Below are 15,794 nucleotides of genomic sequence, written 5' to 3' on the forward strand. Positions count from 1 at the left end.
TTGAGTTCTCAAGGAACGGACACTTCCTTCAGGCGGCTTTCACACCGGCCCTCCGGGCGCTTCGTTCTTTCGTGTTTCCAGCTTATCAGATGTTTTCCGCTCCGTTTTCCGGAGTTTCATTCATCGGATTTCCCGAACTGGCCGGGGTCGCTTTCTTGCGACGTCCTCCACATTAGCGCATTCCGAGAGTTACTCGAAATTCATGCTCCGAGCGTCAAGCACTCGATGGGATGGCCGTTTCAGCGACTCGTTCAACACTAGTCCACCTGGAGGACACCGTCAAACATCAGGGGCGGGATCCGGCTGGATCCCGCCCCTGAGAGTCGAAGCCGCAGGTCAGCGGCGTCGGGTTTCGGTCACTTGATCAACTCGGCGGCGGCCAGGTTCCGCTTGCCGCGACGCAGGACCAGCCAGCGGCCGTGCAGCAGATCGGCCTCGGCCGGCACCGCCTCCTCGTCCGTCACCTTGACGTTGTTGAGGTAGGCGCCACCCTCCTTGATCGTCCGGCGCGCGGCCGAACGGCTCGGGGAGAGACCGACGGCGACCAGCAGGTCGACGATCGGCTGGAGCTCGATGACCTCGGCCTTGGGGACCTCGGCCAGTGCCGCCGCCAGGGTCGGGGCCTCCAGATCGGCGAGGTCGCCCTGGCCGAACAGCGCCTTGGACGCGGCGACCGCGCGCTCGTACTGCTCGGCGCCGTGCACCAGGGTGGTCAGTTCCTCGGCCAGCGCGCGCTGGGCGAGGCGGGCGGCCGGGCGCTCGGTGGTCTCGCGCTCCAGCTCCTCGACCTCCGCCTGCGAGCGGAAGCTGAAGATCCGCAGGAAGTTGGGAACGTCCCGGTCGTCCGCGTTCAGCCAGAACTGGTAGAAGGCGTACGGGGTGGTCAGCTCGGGGTCGAGCCAGACCGTGCCGGACTCCGTCTTGCCGAACTTGGTGCCGTCCGCCTTGACGATCAGCGGCGTGGCCAGCGCGTGCACGGACTTGCCGTCGGCCTTGCGGATCAGGTCCGTGCCGGCCGTGAGGTTGCCCCACTGGTCGCTGCCGCCGGTCTGCAGCGCGCAGCCGTAGCGGCGGTTCAGCTCCAGGTAGTCCATGCCCTGGAGGATCTGGTAGCTGAACTCGGTGTAGCTGATGCCCGCGTCGGAGTTCAGCCGTCGGGCGACGGCCTCCTTGGCGATCATGTTGTTGACGCGGAAGTACTTGCCCACGTCGCGCAGCAGGCTGATCGCGGACATCCCGGAGGTCCAGTCCAGGTTGTTGACCATGCGCGCCGCGTACGGGCCCTCGAAGTCGAGGAACCGCGAGATCTGGCCGCGCAGGCGCTCGACCCAGCCGGCCACCGTCTCGGGGTCGTTGAGCACGCGCTCGGCGGTGGGCTTCGGGTCGCCGATCAGACCGGTGGCGCCGCCGACCAGGCCGAGCGGGAGGTTCCCCGCCTGCTGGATCCGGCGCATGGTGAGGATCTGGACCAGGTTGCCGAGGTGCAGGCTGGGCGCCGTCGGGTCGAAGCCGCAATAGAACGTGACCGGGCCGTCCGCGAACGCCTTGCGCAGTGCGTCCTCGTCGGTGGACAGGGCGATCAGCCCACGCCACCGCAGCTCGTCGACGATGTCCGTCACGGTCACGCTTCTCCTTCGATCGGGCGCCCGCCCGGTGCGGGCCCGGTTCTTTCCGGGCCCGGGTGCGGGACGACTCCAGCTTTGTAGAGCCTACGCGGTCCCGGCCAACGAGTTTTCTCCGGACTGGCATGGACGCGCCGGGCGGGGCGGAATCCGGGAGGGTCCGATTCCGGCCGGATCCGGTTCCCGTGCGTCCCGTCGCGGCCGTGCCCCTCGGCGACACCGGAAATTCCGTTGTTCGACGGCCCCGTGCCCCTTCAGAGTGGTCCCACCGCCGCGCGGCGGCAGTGACGTGTGTGGAGACGGTCGTGCCGCCGTGGCACGCCCGCGGAAGGGTGGCCGAGGTGCGCAGCACGCTGGTTCTGAACGCAAGCTACGAGCCGCTGACGACGGTGTCGCTCCAGCGTGCCGTGGTCCTGGTACTCCAGGACAAGGCCGTGGTCGAGCAGGCCCACCCACTGCGCACCGTGCGCGGGACGGGGGTGACCGTACCGGTGCCGCGGGTGATCAGACTCCAGCGATACGTCCGGGTGCCGTTCCGACAACAGGCTCCGTGGTCACGCCGCGGGGTGCTCGTCCGGGACCAGCACCTGTGCGCCTACTGCGGGCGGCGGGCCACCACGGTGGACCACCTGCAGCCCAGGTCGCGCGGGGGTACGGACACCTGGATGAACACGGTGGCCGCCTGTTCCGAGGACAACCAGCGCAAGGCCGACCGGACGCCGGAGCAGGCGGGGATGAAGCTGCTCCGCCGGCCGTTCGTGCCGACGCCGCAGGCCACCCTGATGATGGCGCTGGGCCTGCGCGGCGCGGACGTCCGGGAGCTGGCCGCCTGGCTGCCGGCCCAGGTGGTCGCGTCGGCCGCGTCGGCCGCCGCCTGAGGCGGCATCCGGACCAGAGGGACCAGGGGGACCAGGGGAACCAGGGGGGACCCGGGGGAGGCTCGGCCGCGCATCGACGGGGGGAAGTCGGTGCGCGGCCGGGCAGGGGCAAGCCGCAGGCAGGCCCTACTCCTGGGCCCGGTAACCGGTCGCGGTGCCGAAGTTGGTCGAGTGCTCGGGGACGGCGACGACCCGGCCGCCGCCGAGCAGCACCCGTCCGGAGACCAGCAGCGAGCCGGTGCCGGGCGGGAAGTTGCCGCCGACCGTCTGGCGCCCGTCGGCCAGGGCGAAGCGGCTGAGGTGGGCCGGCTGGTCGAGGCGCTCGTCGACCGCGAGCACCAGCGCGCCGCGGTCCACCGCGACCGCACGGGCCGCGCCCTTCTCCCGCGCGGTGGTCCGCCAGCGCTGCTTGCCGCTGTCGAGGTCGTAGCCGACCACCGCGACGGAGCCGCCGGCGGCGTTCGCCGGGGCGACCGTGGTGATCATCGTGCGGTCCTGGAAGAACGCCCCGGGAGTGGCCGAGAACATCCCGTGGGCGACGTCGAGCCGCCCTCCGGAGCCGGCGACCGGGATCTCGGTGGCCGGGTCGCCGTTGGCGCCCCAGGCGAGGACCCGGTCGTCCTCGGGCTTCTCGCCGGTGGTGAGGACGACCGGAGGTTCCACGGAGAGCACCGTCGCCGTCTTCGGCCGGTTGTTCAGGGGGCGCGACCAGGTGACCTTGCCGTCGACGGCGTTCAGCGCGACGGCCTGGTCCACGGGGGTGGAGTCGGCGCAGGAGCTGGCGACCAGGACGGTGCCGCCGGACGCCCCGCCGGAGAGGGTGCAGAACTTCCCCTGCCCGGTGTACTGCCAGAGGTCGTTGCCGCCGGTGGCCTCCCAGGCGACGGCATGGCTGTCGCCTACCGCTATCACCTTGTCGTCGGTGACCCCGACGCTCGCGCCGTAGGCGCCCTTGGCGTCGGAGAGCGACTTGGTCCAGGCCGTCCGGCCGGTGCCGCTGTCGACGGCCGCGACCAGGGAGCACGGGCTCTTGGGGTCGGCCCGGGGCCGGAACAGTGCGGCGCCGAGGCCGGTCAGGTTGACGGTCGGGGAGAGGCCGCAGGGCACGGCGCCGGCGGCGGGCGGCTCCATCGACCAGGTCTGACGGCCGTCCGTGAGGTCGTAGGCGCGAACGCCGGTGGCGTCGGCGCGGACCACGGCGCCGGCCAGCAGCCAGCTGCCGACCAGGGTGTCGTCACCGCCGGTCGGGGTGGTGGCACCGGCGGCCCAGGTGCGGGTGTGCGCGACGGTGAAGCCCGGCTCGCCGCCGCCGGCGTTGTCGGCGGAGCCGCCGCCCTCCAGGCCGACCACGAGGCCGGCCGCGACCAGGACGCCGAGCGCGGCGACGCCCGCGCCGGTGCGCACCAGCAGCGCCCGGCGGCCGGGGGTGTGCTCGGCGGAGACGACGGCGTCCGCGGCGGCCCTGGCCCTGGCGGCGAGACCGGTCCGGCCCGCGGTGCGGTCCGCCCGCCGCGAGGAGGGTGCCACGCGCTCGGCCTCGGGTTCCGGCTCCGGCCTCGGCTCGGGTTCGGTGACGGGCTCCGGCTCGGCTTCCGGCTCCAGTCGCAGATAGCCGTCGGCGGAGTACTCGGCCCCGGCGGGGGCGTACAGCTCCCCGCCGCTCGGCTGCTGCGGGACGACGACGTAGGGCGCGTACTGCTGCTGGTCCGGTGCGTCGACGGCCCCGTGGGGCCAGGGCTGCTGAGGGATGTGGCCGTACCCGGCCTGGGGGGTGTGGGGGTCGTGGGCGGCGTAGCCCTGCTGTCCGTACCCCTGCTCCACGTACCCCTGTTGCCCGTAGGCCTGCGTTCCGTAGGCCTGCTGCCCGTACTCCCCCGGCCACGCCTGCTGCGCCGGGTACTCGGCGGGCTCCAGGTGCTCCGGGTGCTCCGGGTGTCCGGCGGGCCACTCCTGGGACGCCTGCTGCGGGTACCACTGCTGCGGGTGGCCGTCGCCGAGGGGATCCTGAGCCATCCGTTCCGTCCCTCCCGACCGCCTGCGATGCGGCAGTCAGCATCTCACGGCCCCGGAGCGGGGCGGAGCGGACGGTTCCGGTGCGGTCGGACGGGGCCCGACCGCACCGTGATTCCGACCTACCGGGCGGACTCGGCGGCGAGCGCGGCGTCGATCCGGGCGGCGAGGTCGAGGTCGAGGGCGGTGAGACCCCCCGCGCTGTGGGTGGAGAGGACGAAGCGCAGGGTGCGCCAGCGGATGTCGATGTCCGGGTGGTGGTCCATCGCCTCGGCCGTCTCGGCCACCGCCGCCACGACCCGGATCCCGGCCGGGAAGTCGGGGGCGTCGGCGGTCCGGACGATGCTGTCGCCCTCGCGGGTCCAGTGCGGCAGGCCTGCCAGTCCGGCGGTGATCGCGTCCTCGGTCAGCCGTTCGCGGCTCATCGGCTCTCCTGTCCTGTCGCCGGGGGCCGGTCGGTCGTCAGCCCGTCCGTCGGGGACGGGCGACCAGCTCGCCGCCGCAGTTCGGGCAGGCGCCGGCCATCTCCTCGGTGCACGGCCCGCAGAACGTGCACTCGTAGGAACATATAGAGGCCGGGCCGTCCGGGGTCAGCGACACCTCGCAGCGCTCGCAGATCGGGCGCATTTCCAGGGCCATGCCGGGGTCCCTCCGGATCAGGTGGCGAGCAGCTTGACGATCGCCGCCAGGCCGACGACGACGATGACGGCGCGCAGCGCCTGCGGCGGGAGGCGGCGGCCCACCTTGGCGCCGACCATGCCGCCGACCAGCGAGCCGACCGCGATCAGTCCGGCGGCGGTCCAGTTCACGGTCGAGGTGAAGAGGAAGAACAGTGCCGCGACCCCGTTGACGATCATCGCGAGGGCGTTCTTCACCCCGTTGATCCGCTGCAGGTCCTCCTGGAGCATCATGCCCATCAGGGCCAGCAGCAGCACGCCCTGCGCCGCGCCGAAGTAGCCGCCGTAGACGCCGGTGAGGAAGATGCCGACGAGCAGCAGCGGGCCGCCGTGCGGGTCGCCGTCGGGGCGGCGGCGGGCCGCGACCGCCCTGGCGACCCGGGGCTGCAGCACCACGAGGACCAGGGCGAGCAGGATCAGCACCGGGACGATCGCGTCGAAGGCGGCGCTGGGCAGCTCGATCAGCAGGTAGGCGCCGAGGACGCCGCCGAGCAGGGAGGCGGTGCCGAAGCGGGCGAGCCGCGCGCCCTGGCCGACCAGCTCGCGCCGGTAGCCGAGCACGCCGCTGGCCGAACCGGGCACCAGGCCGAAGGAGTTGGAGACGTTGGCGGTGACCGGCGGGAGTCCGACGGCGAGCAGCACCGGGAACGTGATGAGGGTGCCGGAGCCGACGATCACATTGATCATCCCCGCGCCGACGCCCGCCACCAGGACGGCGATCGCCTCCCAGACCGTCATGAGCCACCTCCCGTTGGGGTCCTGCCGCCGTGATCATGCCGGACGGACGGGCGCCGGTACCAGCCTCGCCCAGGATTCGGGACGTAGGACACACCGGGCGCGAACAGACCCGAAGGCCCGCCCCCGTGCGGTACGGGAGGCGGGCCCTCGGTGGACGAACGCGCGGGTTACTGCTCGGGGTCGTTCTTGCGGTACTCCCGGAGCGGGTCGATCCGGGGGCGGGCGGAACCCTTGGTGTCGGTGTCCAGCGGGCGCGGGCCGGCGGCCGGGTCGATCGGCACCTGGGTGGCGGCGGGCGGGGCGGCCGGGGCCGCGGTGGGGGCGGCCATCGCGCTGCCGTTGGCGCCGCCGGTCAGACCGGTGAAGGCGCCGCCCAGGCCCTTGAGCGCGTCGCCGACCTCGCTCGGGATGATCCAGAGCTTGTTGGAGTCGCCCTTGGCCAGCTCGGGCAGGGTCTGCAGGTACTGGTAGGCCAGCAGCTTCTGGTCCGCGTCGCCCTCGTGGATCGCCTCGAAGACGGTCCGGATGGCGGCGGCCTCACCGTCGGCGCGGAGCACGGCGGCCTGGGCCTCACCCTCGGCCTTGAGGACCTCGGCCTGCTTCTCGCCCTCGGCGCGCAGGATCTGGGACTGCCGGTTGCCCTCGGCGGTGAGGATCGCGGCGCGCTTGTCCCGCTCGGCGCGCATCTGCTTCTCCATCGAGTCCTGGATCGAGGTCGGCGGCTCGATGGCCTTCAGCTCGACCCGGTTGACCCGGATGCCCCACTTGCCGGTGGCCTCGTCCAGGACGCCGCGCAGGCCGGCGTTGATGACCTCGCGCGAGGTCAGGGTCGACTCGAGGTCCATCGAGCCGATGATGTTGCGCAGCGTGGTGACGGTGAGCTGCTCGATCGCCTGGATGTAGCTGGCGACCTCGTAGGTGGCCGCCCGCGCGTCGGTGACCTGGTAGTAGATCACCGTGTCGATGTTGACCACCAGGTTGTCCTGGGTGATCACCGGCTGCGGCGGGAACGGCACGACCTGCTCGCGCAGGTCGATCCGGTTGCGGACCCGGTCGATGAACGGGACCACGATGTTCAGGCCGGCGTTGAGCGTCCGGGTGTAGCGGCCGAAGCGCTCCACGATCGCGGCGCTGGCCTGCGGGATGACCTGAATCGTCTTGATCAGCGCGATGAAGGCCACCACGACCAGGACGACCAGGACGATAAGGACGGGTTCCACGGACTCTCCCCTAGACGACCAGGGCGGTCGCGCCCTGGATTTCGACGACGTCGACCTGCTCACCCGGCTGGTACACCTGCTCGGGGTGGAGCGCGCGGGCCGACCAGATCTCACCGTTGAGCTTGATCCGACCGCCCTCCCCGTCGACTTTCTCCGCGACGACCGCGGTGGCGCCCTTGAGCGCCTCGATGCCCATTCTGATCTGCGGGCCCTTCCGCAGTGCCCGGTAGGCGATCGGGCGGACGACGACCAGTTGCGCGACCGAGACCGCGACGAAGGTCAGCACCTGCCACACCACGTCGGCGCCCAGACCGGCGACGCCGGCCGCGAAGAGCGCGCCGACGGCGAACATCGCGAGCTCCGGCATCGTGGTGATCACCAACGGTATGCCGAGGCCGACGGCGACCAGGAGCCACCAGATCCAGCTGTCCACGTGTCCATCCTAGGGAGGGAAGGGCCTATGACGCGGTCAGTTCCCGCAGGTGGAGGGGCGGAAACCGGTCGCACGTGCGACCGGTTCCGGTTCGGCCGAGTTCAGCGGAGTTCAGTGGCGTCCGGCCGGGGCCCGGTCGGGCCGCGGAAGGACCCGCCCGGGTCGGCGCCGACCGGCGCCGACCGGGGCGGTTCAGCCGAGCGGCAGGCCCTGGGCGGACCAGCGGTCGCCGTGGCGCTCCAGGGTCAGCGGGAGGCCGAAGCACTTGGAGAGGTTGCGGGCGGTGAGCTCGGTGTCGATCGGTCCGGCGGTGAGCACCTTGCCCTGGCGGATCATCAGGACGTGGGTGAAGCCGGGGGCGATCTCCTCGACGTGGTGGGTGACCATCGCCATGGCCGGCGCGAACTCGTCCTGGGCCAGGGCGCCGAGGCGGCGGACGAGGTCCTCGCGGCCGCCGAGGTCCAGCCCGGCGGCGGGCTCGTCGAGCAGCAGCAGCTCGGGGTCGGTCATCAGGGCGCGGGCGATCAGGGTGCGCTTGCGCTCGCCCTCGGAGAGGGTGCCGAAGCGGCGGTCGGTCATGCCGGCCATGCCGAGGCGGTCGAGCAGGGCGAGCGCGCGGGACTCGTCGAACTGCTCGTAGGACTCCTGCCAGGTGACGGTCATGCCGTACGCGGCGGTGAGCACCGTCTGCAGCACGGTCTGCTCGGCGGGCAGCTTGTCGAACATGGCCGCGCCGGCCAGGCCGATCCGCGAGCGGAGCTCGAAGACGTCGATCTCGCCGAGCTTCTCGCCGAGGACGCTGACCTTGCCGGAGGTCGGGAACAGGTACGAGGAGGCGATCTGCAGCAGGGTGGTCTTGCCGGCGCCGTTCGGGCCGAGGATGACCCAGCGCTCGCCCTCGGAGATGGACCACGAGACCTGGTCGACCAGCGCGCGCCCCTCCCGGACCACGGAAACGTCCACCAGCTCCAGCACGTCGCTCATGCCTATGCCTTCCCCAAAAACAGATATACGGCCGTCGGTGCGAGCGGCGTCCCGTCCCGGCGGCCGGTGGGCACGGGAATGGGTGCGCCGCACGCGCATGGGCAAACCTACGCCACCCGGGTGTCCGCCGATTCCGTAGGCTGGCCGGATGCTCGCCACACCTGCCGACAATCCGTACGAAGAGCCCCGTTCGGGGCGGCTGGCCGCCTGGGGCAACGCTCTGCTGGCCGGACTGGTGCCGCCCGACAACGCCGCCGCGGCGGTCCTGGGGGCCGACGAGAGCCACCGGGTGACCGGTCTGCCCGGGGACGCCCCGGACGAGCGGCACGGGCTCACCTGGGCGCTGGGACGGCTGCGGGTGCTCGGGGTGAAGGGCCTGCGGCTGGCCCTGCCCTCGGCCGGGCACCCGCTGGGCCTGACCGGCCCGGCGCCGTTCAACGCCCGCGCGCTGGCGGCCGGGGAGGCCGTGCTGGCGGTCGGGGTGCCGCTGGGGCTGGTGCCCGAGGTGGAGGTGTTCGGCCCGCCCGGGGACCGGTCGGCGACCGTGCTGTGGCGCTGCGCCGAGGTGAACGACGCGCCGCCGGCCGACGTGCCCTCGCTGCACGAGGCCGAGTTCGAGCTGGCGGACGGGCTTCGCCGGGCCACCGTGCTGCTGACCCGGCTGGACGTGGCCGGGGCCGGTCCGGAGGCGCTGCGGGCGCTGGAGGCGTACCGGCGGCGCGGGCACGCCGAGCTGCTGGCGCCCGGGTACCCGCCGCGCGCGGTGCGGGTGCTGGAGTCGGCCCGGCAGGTGGCGGCGCTGCTGTCGATCGCCTCCGACGGCCACGGCGCGGCGGTGAGCGCCTCCGAGATGGCGGCCCGGCAGGAGGCGCTGGCGCCGCTGTGGCGCACGGCCCGCCGGGCCCAGGTGGCGGCGTACAACGCGCTGGTGGACGAGCGGGAGCCGTAGGCGGCGGGAGCCGTGGGTCCGGACCAGGCCCTAACGGGTCTCGCCGTGCCGGACGGCCCAGAGCGCGGCCTGGGTGCGGTCGGCGAGGTCCAGCTTCATCAGGATGTTGGAGACGTGGGTCTTCACCGTCTTCTCGGACAGGTGCAGGCTGCGCGCGATCTCCCGGTTGGAGCGGCCGTCGGAGATGTGGCCGAGAACCTCGCGCTCGCGCTCGGTGAGGGTGCCGCCGCGGCCCTGCGGCGGGCGCGGGCCGTCGTCGGCGAGCAGTGCCTCGGCCAGCTCCGGCTGGAGCAGCACATGGCCGGCGTGGACCGAGCGGATCGCGCCGGCCAGTGCCTCCGGGTCGACGTCCTTGTAGACGTACCCGGCGGCGCCGGCCCGCAGCGCGGGGACCATGGTGCGGTGCTCGGTGAAGCTGGTGACGATGAGGATCCGGGCCCGGCTGCCCTCCTCCTTGAGCGTGCGCAGCGCCTCGATGCCGTCGACGCCGGGCATCTTGAGGTCCATCAGGACCACGTCGGGGTCGAGCGCGCGGGCCCGGGCGACGCCCTCGGCGCCGTCGGCGGCCTCGCCGACCACCTCGATGTCGTCCTGCACCTCCAGGAAGGTGCGCAGGCCGCGGCGGACGACCTGGTGGTCGTCGACCAGCAGGACGCGGATCGCGGTCAGGGTGTCAGGCACCGGGGACCTCCATCTCGACGATCGTGCCCGTTCCGGGGGACGAGTCCAGGGTGAGCCGGCCGCCGACGGCGGCGGCGCGGTCGCGCATCGAGGCCAGGCCGAGGTGGCGGCCGGCCCGTCGGACGGCCCCGGGGTCGAAGCCCCGGCCGTTGTCGCTGACCCGCAGCACGGCGCCGCGTTCGGGCGTGCCGGCCAGGGTGACGGTGACGCGGCCGGCGCCGGAGTGGCGCAGCGCGTTGTGCAGGGCCTCCTGGGCGACCCGCAGCAGGGCGGCCTCCTGGGCCTGCGGGAGGGCGCGGACGCGGTCGGCGGCGAAGGCGATGTCGGCGTTGTGGGCGCGGTCGAGGACCTGCACCTGGGAGGCCAGGGTGGCGCTCAGGCCGTCCTCCTCCAGCGCGGCGGGGCGCAGTTCGACGACGACGGCGCGCAGTTCGTCGGCGGCCTCGGCGGCGAGCCGGGCCACCTCGGCGAGTTCGGCGCGGGCGCGGGCCGGGTCGCGGTCGACGAGCTTGGCGGCGGCCTTGGCGGTGAGGCGCAGCGAGAACAGCTTCTGCGAGACGGCGTCGTGCAGGTCGTGGGCGATCCGGGCGCGCTCGCCGGCCAGGGTGAGTTCGCGGCTGCGCTCGTAGAGGCGGGCGTTGGTCAGGGCCAGCGCGGCGTGCGCGGCCAGTATCCGCAGCAGTTCCTCGTCGTGGTCGGTGAAGCCGCCGCCGCCGCGCTTGTTGGCGAGGTAGATGACGCCGAGCACCTCGGGTCCGTCCTCGTCGCCGTCCCCGTCCTCGTCGTGGTCGGCGTCGACGATGGGCATGCCGAGGAAGGCGCCGAGTTCGGGGTGGGCCTCGGGCCAGCCGCCGAAGGCGGGGGCGCGGCGGACGTCGTCGAGCCGGATCGGGCCGGTCTCGTGGAGCATCGCGGCGAGCACGCCGTGCTGGCGGGGCAGCGGTCCGATCGCGCGCCACTGCTCGTCGGTGACGCCGTCGACGACGAACTGGGCGAAGCCGCCGTGGTCGTCGGGGACCCCGAGGGCGGCGTACTCGGCGCCGAGCAGCCGGCGGGCGGAGGCGGTGATCCGGCGCAGGACCTCGCGGACCTCCAGGTGGCGGCTCATCCCGAGCAGGGCCTGGCTGACGGCCTCGATGCCGGCCAGGCAGGGTTCGCAGGCGGGCAGGGTGCCGTCCGACGGCGGGCCGACCGGGATCCGGTCGGCGGGCAGCAGTCCGGCGTGCCGGTGGTCGCTTGGCACGGTGGGCATGACGCCAACCTACCGCCGTCCGCGGGGCGCGCGCGTCGGTCCCCGGCCGGGCGGGACGCAGGTCCAGCGACCTAGGTCGTGCCCTGCGGACCTCGCCGTTCCGGAGCGCCGGACGGGGCCCCTGGGCGGGCCCGGGAACGCCGCGGGGGCGGCCCGCCCCGGTCGGGGTGGGCCGCCCCCGTGCTGGCGGCGGTGCCGGGCGTCAGCCCTTCTGCATGACCTCGGGCTCGTGACGGCGCTGGAGGCGGGTGACGATGACGCCGATGAGGACGGACATCAGGATCAGCACGCCGGCGTCGAACCAGAACTGGCCCGAGTTGTGGCCCCAGAGCGCGTCGTACTCGGGGTTCTGGAAGTCCTTGTTCCAGGGTCCGAGCAGGTGCGACAGGTCGAGCGTGGTGGCGACCATGCCGGTGCCCCAGCGGGCCGGCATCAGCCAGGCGAACTGCTCCAGGCCGGGCTTGGAGAAGATCTGGAACAGGCAGCCGGTGAAGACGACCTGGATGATCGCGAACATCACCAGCAGCGGCATGGTCTTCTCGGCGGTCTTCACCAGTGCGGAGATCGCCAGGCCGAACATCATCGAGGCGAAGCTCAGCAGGATCAGGCCGAAGCTCATCTCCAGGATCGGCAGGTCCTTGATCACCAGGCCGTGCGCGGGCAGCTTGCGCGGCAGGAAGCCGACCGCGGAGATGATCGCGCCCTGGATCACGCTGAAGAAGCCCAGCACGATGATCTTGGACATCATGTACGCCGACCGGGACAGGCCGGTGGCCCGTTCCCGTTCGTAGATCGCCCGTTCCTTGATCAGCTCGCGGACCGAGTTCGCCGCGCCGGAGAAACAGGCGCCGATCGCCAGGATCAGCATGATCGTCGCGGCGCCGCTGTTGAGGCCGAGCTGCGACTTGGGGTTCGGCGCCAGCCCCGGTTCGTTGGGGATCAGCACACTGACCGCGCCGAGCACCGCCGGGAGCAGCACCGACAGCGCCAGGAAGCCCCGGTCGGAGGCGAGCACCGAGGCGTAGCGGCGGATCAGCGTCCACAGCTGCGAGCCCCAGCTCTGCGGCTTCGGCGGGCGGACCGCCTCCTGGACGATCTGCGCGGACTGCACGGCGCCGGACTCCACGTCCGCCGAGTACTGCTGGTGGTGCACCGAGCTGCGGTAGCGGCCGGCCCAGTCGTGGTCCGGGTAGTTCTCGAAGGCCTGGAAGACATCGGCCCAGGTCTCGTACCCGAAGAAGTGCAGCGCCTCGTCCGGCGGACCGAAGTAGGCCACCGAACCGCCCGGCGCCATCACCAGCAGCCGGTCGCAGAGCGCGAGTTCGGCCACCGAGTGGGTGACGACCAGGATCGTGCGGCCGTCGTCGGCGAGGCCGCGCAGCATCTGCATGACCTCGCGGTCCATGCCCGGGTCGAGGCCCGAGGTGGGCTCGTCCAGGAAGATCAGCGAGGGCTTGGTGAGCAGCTCCAGCGCGACCGAGACACGCTTCTGCTGGCCGCCGGAGAGGGCGGTGATCCGGTTGTCCGCGCGCTTGTCGAGCCGCAGCTCGTAGAGCACCTCGTCGATCCGCGCCTCGCGCTCGCGCGGCTCGGTGTCGCCGGGGAAGCGCAGCCGGGCCGCGTACTTGAGGCCGGTGCGGACGGTCAGTTCCTTGTGCAGGATCTCCGACTGCGGCACCAGGCCGATGCGCGAGCGCAGCTCGGCGAACTGCTTGTAGAGGTTGCGGCCGTCGTAGAGGACGTCGCCGCGGTCGGCCGGGCGGTAGCCGGTGAGGGCGCGCAGCAGGGTCGACTTGCCGGAGCCCGACGGGCCGATGACGGCGACCAGGGACTTCTCCGGGACGCCGAAGCTGACGTCGTTGAGCAGGACCTTCTTGCCGCCCTTGAAGTCGACCTCGACGGTCAGGTGGCGGGCGGAGAAGGAGACGGCGCCGGTGTCGACGAACTCCTGCAGCTGGTCGCCGACCAGCACGAAGCTGGAGTGGCCGACCGTCAGCCGGTCCTGCGGGCCGATCAGCTGGCGCTCGACCCGCAGGCCGTTGAGGAAGATGCCGTTGTGGCTGCCGAGGTCGACGATCTCGTACCGGCCGTCGGGCAGCTGGCGCAGCTCGGCGTGGTGGCGGGAGACCTGGAGGTCGGAGACGACGATGTCGTTGTCCAGCGCACGACCGATCCGCATGGTGTTCATGCCGGCGGTCAGGTTGCGGATGACCGTCGGCTGCGGGCCGCCGTCGTGCGGGGCGGGCGCCTGCTGCGGGAACCCCTGCGGGGCGTGCTGCCCCGGGAAGCCCTGCTGCTGCGGGAAGTGCTGCGGCTGGGCCTGCGGCTGCGGCTGGACCTGCGGCTCCGGCTGCCACTGCTGCTGCGGCGGGTAGGGCTGCTGCGCCGCCGGGGGCTGCCACTGCTGCTGCGGGGCGGCGCTCCGGCTGGTCGCGGCCTCGTGCCAGGCCGGCTGGGCGGCCTGCTGGGCGGCGGCCGGCGCGGAGAACGCGAGCCTGGGGCCGTTCTCGGCGTTGCCGAGGTTGACCACGGCGCCCGGGAACAGCTGGGCCTGCATGGTGCGGGCACCGCCCGTGTAGGTGCCGTTGGTGCTGCCGTGGTCGTCCAGCTGCCAACCCGCCCCGTTGAAGGAGATGGTGGCGTGCTGCCAGGACACCCGCGCGTCGTCGAACTGGAAGTCCGACTGCGGATTGCGACCGATGGTGTAGGACCGCCCGGGTTCCAGGACCCGCTGCTGTCCGTTGATCTCGATGACGAGTTGCGGCACTCTCGCCTGCCCCGCTCTCTCGGTTCCCCCGATGGTGCGCCCCGGCCAGGTGGGGCGAAATGATCGTGAATCTGACGGGGGAATCATTCCAGCCCGTCGGCCGTGGGTGAAAGCCGCCCCCGCGGACTGTGACCAGGCGGCAACGATTCGCGGACCGCCCTTGTACGACCTGGTACGGCCCGGTCCGGCCGGACGGCGGGCCCGTCGTCCGGCGCGGGCGGCGGGCTCGTCCACGAACCGGACGGGTGCCGTCGCGGTGTCCGGCTCCGGGTAGCGTGGGACGCACCATGAACGCATCGCCCTTGGCCGCCGAGCCGTTCCCCGCCCCGCAGCCCCGGACCGAGGACGGGCGCACCCTGCTCGTCAAGGTGTTCGGCAAGGACCGCCCCGGCATCACCGCCGGGCTCTTCGCCACCCTGGCCGGGTTCGGCGTCGAGGTCGTCGACATCGAGCAGGTGGTCACCCGTGGCCGGATAACGCTGTGCGCCCTGGTCTCCGCCCCCGCCGTACGGGGCGCCGAGGGCGACCTGCGGGCCGTGGTGCACCGCTGGGCCGAGGAGCAGAAGCTCCAGGCCGAGATCATCTCCGGCATCGGCGACAACCGGCCGCGCCGCGAGGGCCGCTCCCACGTCACCGTGCTGGGCCACCCGCTGACCGCCTCCGCCGTCGCCGCGCTCACCGCGCGGATCACGGCCGCGGACGGCAACATCGACCGGGTCTTCCGGCTCGCCAAGTACCCGGTGACCGCCGTCGAGCTGGCCGTCTCGGGTGTGGCCACCGACCGGCTGCGGGCCGAGCTGGCCCAGGAGGCGGCCACCCAGCGGGTGGACGTCGCGGTGGTGGCGGCCGGGCTGGAGCGGCGGGCCAAGCGGCTGATCGTCATGGACGTCGACTCGACGCTGATCCAGGACGAGGTGATCGAGCTGTTCGCCGCCCACGCGGGCTGCGAGCAGGAGGTCGCCGAGGTGACGGCCGCCGCGATGCGCGGCGAGCTGGACTTCGCGGAGTCGCTGCGCGCCCGGGTGGCGCTGCTGGCCGGGCTGGACGCCGCGGTGACCGAGAAGGTGCGCGCGGAGGTCCGGTTCACCCCGGGCGCCCGCACCCTGATCCGCACCCTGCAGCGGCTGGGCTTCCAGGTCGCGGTGGTGTCCGGCGGTTTCACCCAGGTCACCGACCACCTGGTGGAGCAGCTGGGCCTGGACTACGCGGCGGCGAACACCCTGGAGGTGGTGGACGGGAAGTTCACCGGCCGGGTGGTCGGCGAGATCGTCGACCGGGCGGGCAAGGCGCGCTGGCTGAAGCGGTTCGCCGAGCAGGCCAAGGTGCCGCTGGAGCAGACGGTGGCGATCGGCGACGGCGCCAACGACCTGGACATGCTGAACGCGGCCGGGCTGGGCGTGGCGTTCAACGCCAAGCCGGTGGTGCGGGAGGCGGCGGACACCGCGGTGAACGTGCCGTTCCTGGACACCGTGCTGTACCTGCTCGGGATCACCCGCGAGGAGGTCGAGGCGGCCGACGTGGTGGACGTCCTGGACCACCCGGAGGCCGGCGCCCGGGCCTGACGGGCCCGGGAGCGGCGCGCG

14 protein-coding genes are annotated in these 15,794 nt (G+C 72.8%); 3 read left to right on the plus strand and 11 right to left on the minus strand.

From position 1 onward, the window contains the following. Positions 1-356 precede the first annotated feature (356 nt). Entirely contained in the window at positions 357-1,619 is a 1,263-nt protein-coding gene (gene tyrS / locus IF01_RS0138175) for a tyrosine--tRNA ligase (protein ID WP_030398235.1), read from the minus strand. A gap of 344 nt (positions 1,620-1,963) precedes the next feature. Here tyrS and IF01_RS0138180 point away from each other — a divergent pair, with 344 nt between their 5' ends. Continuing rightward, positions 1,964-2,500: an HNH endonuclease gene (locus tag IF01_RS0138180; protein WP_030398236.1), complete on the plus strand. Its 537-nt coding sequence runs from the start codon at positions 1,964-1,966 to the stop codon at positions 2,498-2,500. A gap of 126 nt (positions 2,501-2,626) precedes the next feature. Here the strand turns inward: IF01_RS0138180 and IF01_RS51275 are convergent, their stop codons facing one another. From IF01_RS51275 to IF01_RS0138215, 7 genes are all read right to left on the minus strand, one after another. Then, positions 2,627-4,513 carry an outer membrane protein assembly factor BamB family protein gene (locus IF01_RS51275; RefSeq protein WP_030398237.1) on the minus strand — a complete coding sequence of 629 codons (1,887 nt, stop codon included), beginning with the start codon at positions 4,511-4,513 and terminating at the stop codon, positions 2,627-2,629. 119 nt (positions 4,514-4,632) lie between these two features. Then, the gene (locus tag IF01_RS0138190) at positions 4,633-4,935 is read right to left on the minus strand and encodes a 4a-hydroxytetrahydrobiopterin dehydratase (protein ID WP_030398238.1); all 303 of its coding nucleotides are present in this window, start codon (positions 4,933-4,935) and stop codon (positions 4,633-4,635) included. A gap of 37 nt (positions 4,936-4,972) precedes the next feature. Then, positions 4,973-5,149 (minus strand): DUF1272 domain-containing protein, encoded by a 177-nt coding sequence (locus IF01_RS0138195; RefSeq protein WP_030398239.1) that lies wholly within the window; start codon positions 5,147-5,149, stop codon positions 4,973-4,975. A gap of 17 nt (positions 5,150-5,166) precedes the next feature. Further along, complete coding sequence (locus IF01_RS0138200; RefSeq protein ID WP_030398240.1) at positions 5,167-5,925, minus strand: sulfite exporter TauE/SafE family protein; 759 nt, start codon at positions 5,923-5,925, stop codon at positions 5,167-5,169. Positions 5,926-6,092: 167 nt separating this feature from the next. Beyond that, positions 6,093-7,145 carry an SPFH domain-containing protein gene (locus IF01_RS0138205; protein ID WP_030398241.1) on the minus strand — a complete coding sequence of 351 codons (1,053 nt, stop codon included), beginning with the start codon at positions 7,143-7,145 and terminating at the stop codon, positions 6,093-6,095. A 10-nt stretch (positions 7,146-7,155) separates the two neighbouring features. Continuing rightward, positions 7,156-7,578: an NfeD family protein gene (locus IF01_RS0138210; protein ID WP_030398242.1), complete on the minus strand. Its 423-nt coding sequence runs from the start codon at positions 7,576-7,578 to the stop codon at positions 7,156-7,158. Between the two features lie 192 nt (positions 7,579-7,770). Continuing rightward, on the minus strand, positions 7,771-8,562 hold the full coding sequence (locus tag IF01_RS0138215; RefSeq protein WP_030398243.1) for an ABC transporter ATP-binding protein: 792 nt from the start codon (positions 8,560-8,562) through the stop codon (positions 7,771-7,773). A gap of 148 nt (positions 8,563-8,710) precedes the next feature. Between IF01_RS0138215 and IF01_RS0138220 the strand changes: the two genes are divergently transcribed. Next, on the plus strand, positions 8,711-9,511 hold the full coding sequence (locus tag IF01_RS0138220) for an Rv1486c family protein (RefSeq protein ID WP_030398244.1): 801 nt from the start codon (positions 8,711-8,713) through the stop codon (positions 9,509-9,511). 30 nt (positions 9,512-9,541) lie between these two features. Here the strand turns inward: IF01_RS0138220 and IF01_RS0138225 are convergent, their stop codons facing one another. From IF01_RS0138225 to IF01_RS0138235, 3 genes are all read right to left on the minus strand, one after another. Then, positions 9,542-10,192 carry a response regulator gene (locus IF01_RS0138225; RefSeq protein WP_030398245.1) on the minus strand — a complete coding sequence of 217 codons (651 nt, stop codon included), beginning with the start codon at positions 10,190-10,192 and terminating at the stop codon, positions 9,542-9,544. Beyond that, positions 10,185-11,300: a GAF domain-containing sensor histidine kinase gene (locus tag IF01_RS0138230; RefSeq protein ID WP_051743058.1), complete on the minus strand. Its 1,116-nt coding sequence runs from the start codon at positions 11,298-11,300 to the stop codon at positions 10,185-10,187. The genes IF01_RS0138225 and IF01_RS0138230 overlap by 8 nt, the downstream gene beginning before the upstream one ends. A 346-nt stretch (positions 11,301-11,646) precedes the next feature. Beyond that, entirely contained in the window at positions 11,647-14,211 is a 2,565-nt protein-coding gene (locus tag IF01_RS0138235) for an FHA domain-containing protein (protein ID WP_030398247.1), read from the minus strand. Positions 14,212-14,498: 287 nt separating this feature from the next. On the opposite strand from IF01_RS0138235, the gene serB reads away from it, so the two are divergent. Next, positions 14,499-15,773, plus strand: coding sequence for a phosphoserine phosphatase SerB (gene serB / locus IF01_RS0138240; protein WP_051757041.1), 1,275 nt, complete (start codon positions 14,499-14,501; stop codon positions 15,771-15,773). Positions 15,774-15,794 lie beyond the last annotated feature (21 nt).

Origin of the sequence: Kitasatospora purpeofusca (assembly GCF_000718025.1) — a bacterium.
GTDB lineage: Bacteria > Actinomycetota > Actinomycetes > Streptomycetales > Streptomycetaceae > Kitasatospora > Kitasatospora purpeofusca.

Bases quoted from the DNA above. Each gene is read 5' to 3' on its own strand.
- serB (WP_051757041.1), top strand. From the start codon at position 14,499: ATGAACGCATCGCCCTTGGCCGCCGAGCCGTTCCCCGCCCCGCAGCCC.
- IF01_RS51275 (WP_030398237.1), bottom strand. From the start codon at position 4,513: ATGGCTCAGGATCCCCTCGGCGACGGCCACCCGCAGCAGTGGTACCCG.
- IF01_RS0138220 (WP_030398244.1), top strand. From the start codon at position 8,711: ATGCTCGCCACACCTGCCGACAATCCGTACGAAGAGCCCCGTTCGGGG.
- IF01_RS0138200 (WP_030398240.1), bottom strand. From the start codon at position 5,925: ATGACGGTCTGGGAGGCGATCGCCGTCCTGGTGGCGGGCGTCGGCGCG.
- IF01_RS0138230 (WP_051743058.1), bottom strand. From the start codon at position 11,300: ATGAGCCGCCACCTGGAGGTCCGCGAGGTCCTGCGCCGGATCACCGCC.
- IF01_RS0138195 (WP_030398239.1), bottom strand. From the start codon at position 5,149: ATGGCCCTGGAAATGCGCCCGATCTGCGAGCGCTGCGAGGTGTCGCTG.
- IF01_RS0138190 (WP_030398238.1), bottom strand. From the start codon at position 4,935: ATGAGCCGCGAACGGCTGACCGAGGACGCGATCACCGCCGGACTGGCA.
- IF01_RS0138215 (WP_030398243.1), bottom strand. From the start codon at position 8,562: ATGAGCGACGTGCTGGAGCTGGTGGACGTTTCCGTGGTCCGGGAGGGG.